Here is a 4,511-nt window from a genome sequence, read left to right as displayed (position 1 = left end):
GAAAAACTGAATACGAATAAAAACTAAATAATTTTAATTATATATCTTATATTCAATATATTATATATTACACTTGTTTGGATTTTATTTTGGAAGTTGTCTCATACTAGAATTAATATTTTGCGAAATTCGAGTATTGTATAGCCTTAATGAAATATATTTCTTAACTTTACACAAAAAATGAATAATAAATTTGATAATGCCTTATATGGGCTTACTACTTTAATAGAATGTGGCTCAAAACAGTTTAAGTCACAAGGGTCTGGTTTTTATTATAATGTAATGTCTCCTAAAAATCCTGAGGTTGAAGGAGGACAATGGAGAGCTATAGAAGGAACATATTTAATAACCAATCGCCATGTTGCTCTTCCCAGAATAAATGAATGTGAAGTTATACCTGATTATTTCGTGTTTAATTTACGAGAAATTATTAATAATAAAGTTGAATGGGTCCCAATCTCACTAAATCAAGCAGATTTAAAACAACGCATGTTGTTGCATCAAAATACTAATGTTGATGTTGTTGCTATAAAAGTTGATGACTTAATCATAGATATAATTAGAAATAATCCTAATAGAAAATTTATAATTGGAGGAAGTTTGAGTAACGACAATTTACCTTCAAATTCTCCTTTAAACATTGATGTTACAAGTGATATTATTGTTGCAAGTTATCCTCGTGGCTTTTATGATATAGCAAATAAATTCCCAATTGTTAAATCAGGAATAATTTCCAGTGGATGGGGACTTCACTTTAATAATAATCCAGTTTTTCTAATAGATGCACAGTTATTTCCAGGGTCATCAGGAGGTCTTGTTATTAGTAAACCAACAAATATTGCGATGATAGAAGGAAAACTGATGCATTGTAATGAGAAACAATTTGTATTTTTAGGTGTATATTCAGGAGAACCTGTACAACAATGTGCACCTTTTGATCTTGGAGATATGACTATAATTAGGCGAAACTCATATGGTCTTGGCAATGTTTGGTATTCAGATTTAATACCAGAGATTCTAAATAACAATATAAAATTGTAATCTTAGTTTCAATCCGTTTGAATAAGGGACTAATATTTTATAAAAAGAAGCTGTTTTATGAGTCGTTGAAATTGAAAATCTCCCTTGCCGAAGTTATTCTGATAAGGGAGATAACTTAAAATAAGACTTTATTTTTGAACAATCTTACAAATGCCTAAAAATGCGGTGAGACTATTAGATTCCATTTTCCATTTCTTAGGTATGGATTGTTCATTTTCACTTTCCAGTGTTGCTAATGCTTTACTCTCTTGTTCTGTTGTTATATCCAAATAGGCCATGGTTGTTTCTAAATTTGCATGTCCTAATAGAAATGATATTTGAATAATATTCATACCATCTTCCAACCAATGTGACGCTTTTGCATGTCTAATTTGATGTGCATGTAAATCAAGAGGGACATCTTTGCATATTTTATATGCACGTTTCGCATATTTTTTTAACCGTTGATTAACATTTTCAGATGTCATTTTTGTCTTTGTTCCATTGTTCCTTGAATAAAAGATAAATGAATCTGGATCCGGATTTGATACATGAAAAATGCTTAAATATTTTTTTAAGTATGCTACAGCTTGTGGAAGAATGTATAGCGTCCTTATTTTACGACCTTTACCAATGATAGTAATATAAGGCTTAGATACTTCTATATGTAATTGATTAATTTTAGCAGATAAAACTTCATCAATTCGTGCGGCTGTACAATAAAGGACAAGTAATAGTGTCAAATCTCTTAATCCTACTTTTGTTGAAATATCCGGTACTGACATAAGAGCTTTTACCGCTTCTTTTGTCATACCTGTAATTTTCCTTTTTTCTGTTTTCTGCATTGGAATCAACGTAGAAGTCTGGTATAATGAGAGATAAGAAATATCCTTCTCTGCAAGAAATTTCAAAAATGATCGAATTGCTGACAATCTAAGGTTACAGGTTTCCTTACTGCAATTTCGAGAGTGTTTTAACCACATAATCCAATCTTCAATGTATTTACGAGAAAAACATTCCGATGTTAAATTTAAAGGTATAATTCCTTTTTCTTTTTCTAAAAAATCAACAAAAAGCGATAGCGTAATAGAATAACGCCGAATTGTATGTGGACTATTAGATTGTATTGATACTGTATATACACTAATCCAATCATGTATATATTTAGCTAACTGAAGAGCTTCCTTAGAAATTTGTTTCATTTTTATGTAATTTTGGGATGATTTGATTTAATGTTTCGCTTGTATTACCTTCTATAATATCGTATAAACATGGAACTAAAGAATAATAATATTTTGTACTTTCTATATTACTATGTCCCATGCTTTTGCTTAACGATAATAACTTTTGGTGAGTAGTGAGCCCTTGACCTATCCAACTATTAATATTTTTCACAGCATAATGATGCCTCAGTTCATAAGCTGTTGCATATGCCTCATTCTTTTTATACCAACACTTTCTAAAAATTCGAGTAACCCAAGCCCCATTATATCCGCTATTTGAACTGGTCGGGAAAAAGAATATTCGTTCAGGGACTAGTTTAGATATAGCAACATCATATCTTTTCATCAACTCTAACATACTGTCATGAAGTACAACAAAATGCTGATTGTATCCTTTAGAATATCGAATATTTACGATGCCATCTTCCAAGCATACATCTTCTCTACGTAATAATCGTGCTTCCGTTGTTCTCATTCCACTACTATATAAAAGCCTAAAAAAGACAGGAATAGTGATTCGTTGTATTTTCCCAACCAGTCCATATTTCGTTTCAAATGAATCACATGCTTGGAAAAAATTATTCAATTCCTCTTCGGAGAATGCGTGAGGAATATAAACTCTTGGTACAGGACGAGGTGTTAAAGGGATACGTAAGTCTGTCAAATTATGAGAATTAGTGTACCGTAACAGACTTATTACTGGATAAATTCTTGAAAGACAAGAATTGGTCTTTTCTGTCTTCCTCTTACAACACCATTTATCAATCATTTCTTGGGAAAGTTTATCTGCAGAAGGATATTCTTTTACACAAAATCTCTCAAATTTATGTAGACCGTCCAAATAGCCATTACTAATACGCCCTGATGCTATTCTATAAGTTTTATACTTGTTTAGAATATCCGACAAAAATGATTCAGATTTCATTGAACACCTCCTTTTTTATGGGATAAGCATCTATGCTTAATGAACATTCTTTCAAGTGTTTAAAGTCTGATTTTAAATATGTATCAAGAGAAGATGCCGAATAATGTCCTAATGTTTTTTCTATAATGGGAGTATCTACTCCATTCTCTAAAAGAGTTGTCGCCAAATGGTGACGAAACAAATGCAATCCTTTAGAAACACCTGAACCATTTCGAATTCCAGCCGCCTTCATTATTTTAGCACTTATGGCATATAGATTACTGCTATGGAGCCTTTTGTGAGGAACATTTACTTTAAGAAATATAAAATCCTCTTTTGATTTAGGCCTTTCTTTTATTATATAGTCATAAATTGCATTCCCTACAATTGCGCGCAAAGGTAAAACTAATGGTTTACCCGTTTTTTGCTGGGTGATACTAATTATATCCTTTTCCCAATCGATATTAGAAAAACGAAGTGCTGCAATATCACAACTTCGTAAACCGGTGTAAAAGGCTAATAAACCTATAGCTCTTTCTTGAAACGAAAGTACAGAGTTCTCATTTAATATATCTCGTATTTTTTCAATCTCGGAATGGGATAGATATTGTATATTTTTACGCTTTACTCGTATATTGGGGATATAGGATATGATTCTTTTACACAATCCAGGAGGATAAAATGATTCACAATGCTTAAGTACAAACACATTCTCAGCTCTGAAATGATAACTCCCGATAAGTTTCTTGTCATTATTAAATACATTCATTACATCTTCCTCTGTCACATCTTCAAGTGAATAGATACCTTGTTTTTGTAATCTAAACAAGAAGGAACATGCTGAACACTCACAACTTTTGTAATAATGTAAAGGTCTATTCTGTTTTGATTTTATAACATCCCGATACACATTGATAAAGCGTTTGTATTCATTACACAAATTATCATAATACGATGCTTTATGCACATGTAATAAGCCATCAGGTAATATATTATCTGAAACGAATAGTTTAATGACCCTTATCATTTTTCGTTTATAAAGTAAAGTGTACTTGTTACTATACTTTTTAACACATGTTTGATAAACATCATCATATGTCTTCCATCCATAATTTTCGGATTCCCTTAGAATCCATCGTGCCTCATTCTTGACATGCTTTATGTATTGCCAGCTATAATGCTGATTCTCCATATAAGAGACAAGAATAGGATACCGTTCTTTTAATCTTTGCAAATCCATATTGTTTATTTAATGATTAGAATTCCAAATTAAATAAAATCCAAACAATATATGGAGAAAGACATTGGATATAAGTTTCTTAAATCAATCAATTTGTGTTTTATCTATATTCAGTTTTTCCATT

Annotated in this window: 4 protein-coding genes; 1 reads left to right on the top strand and 3 read right to left on the bottom strand. The window is 31.1% G+C overall.

Annotation, left to right across the window (positions count from 1 at the left end):
- Window positions 1–180 precede the first annotated feature (180 nt).
- Window positions 181–1,041 (top strand): S1 family peptidase, encoded by an 861-nt coding sequence (locus tag I6E11_RS14100; protein WP_235338769.1) that lies wholly within the window; start codon window positions 181–183, stop codon window positions 1,039–1,041.
- A gap of 128 nt (window positions 1,042–1,169) precedes the next feature.
- On the opposite strand, the gene I6E11_RS14095 is transcribed toward I6E11_RS14100, so the two are convergent.
- From I6E11_RS14095 to I6E11_RS14085, 3 genes are read right to left on the bottom strand one after another with little or no spacing between them, the layout of a single operon-like run.
- Window positions 1,170–2,222, bottom strand: a complete 1,053-nt coding sequence (locus I6E11_RS14095) for a tyrosine-type recombinase/integrase (protein ID WP_235338768.1) — start codon at window positions 2,220–2,222, stop codon at window positions 1,170–1,172.
- Window positions 2,206–3,168: a tyrosine-type recombinase/integrase gene (locus I6E11_RS14090; RefSeq protein ID WP_235338767.1), complete on the bottom strand. Its 963-nt coding sequence runs from the start codon at window positions 3,166–3,168 to the stop codon at window positions 2,206–2,208. The genes I6E11_RS14095 and I6E11_RS14090 overlap by 17 nt, the downstream gene beginning before the upstream one ends.
- A complete protein-coding gene (locus I6E11_RS14085; RefSeq protein ID WP_235338766.1) occupies window positions 3,158–4,387 on the bottom strand; it encodes a tyrosine-type recombinase/integrase in 1,230 nt (409 codons plus the stop codon). The genes I6E11_RS14090 and I6E11_RS14085 overlap by 11 nt, the downstream gene beginning before the upstream one ends.
- Window positions 4,388–4,511: the final 124 nt, after the last annotated feature.

This window comes from Bacteroides caecigallinarum (assembly GCF_021531075.1).
GTDB lineage: Bacteria > Bacteroidota > Bacteroidia > Bacteroidales > Bacteroidaceae > Phocaeicola > Phocaeicola caecigallinarum_B.
The sequence above is the reverse complement of the archived record's forward strand: the minus strand, read 5'-3'. Positions and strand labels throughout refer to the sequence as shown.

What these genes read in the sequence shown, in the direction of transcription:
- I6E11_RS14100 (WP_235338769.1), top strand. Translation starts at nt 181, where the DNA reads ATGAATAATAAATTTGATAATGCCTTATATGGGCTTACTACTTTAATA.
- I6E11_RS14095 (WP_235338768.1), bottom strand. Translation starts at nt 2,222, where the DNA reads ATGAAACAAATTTCTAAGGAAGCTCTTCAGTTAGCTAAATATATACAT.
- I6E11_RS14090 (WP_235338767.1), bottom strand. Translation starts at nt 3,168, where the DNA reads ATGAAATCTGAATCATTTTTGTCGGATATTCTAAACAAGTATAAAACT.
- I6E11_RS14085 (WP_235338766.1), bottom strand. Translation starts at nt 4,387, where the DNA reads ATGGATTTGCAAAGATTAAAAGAACGGTATCCTATTCTTGTCTCTTAT.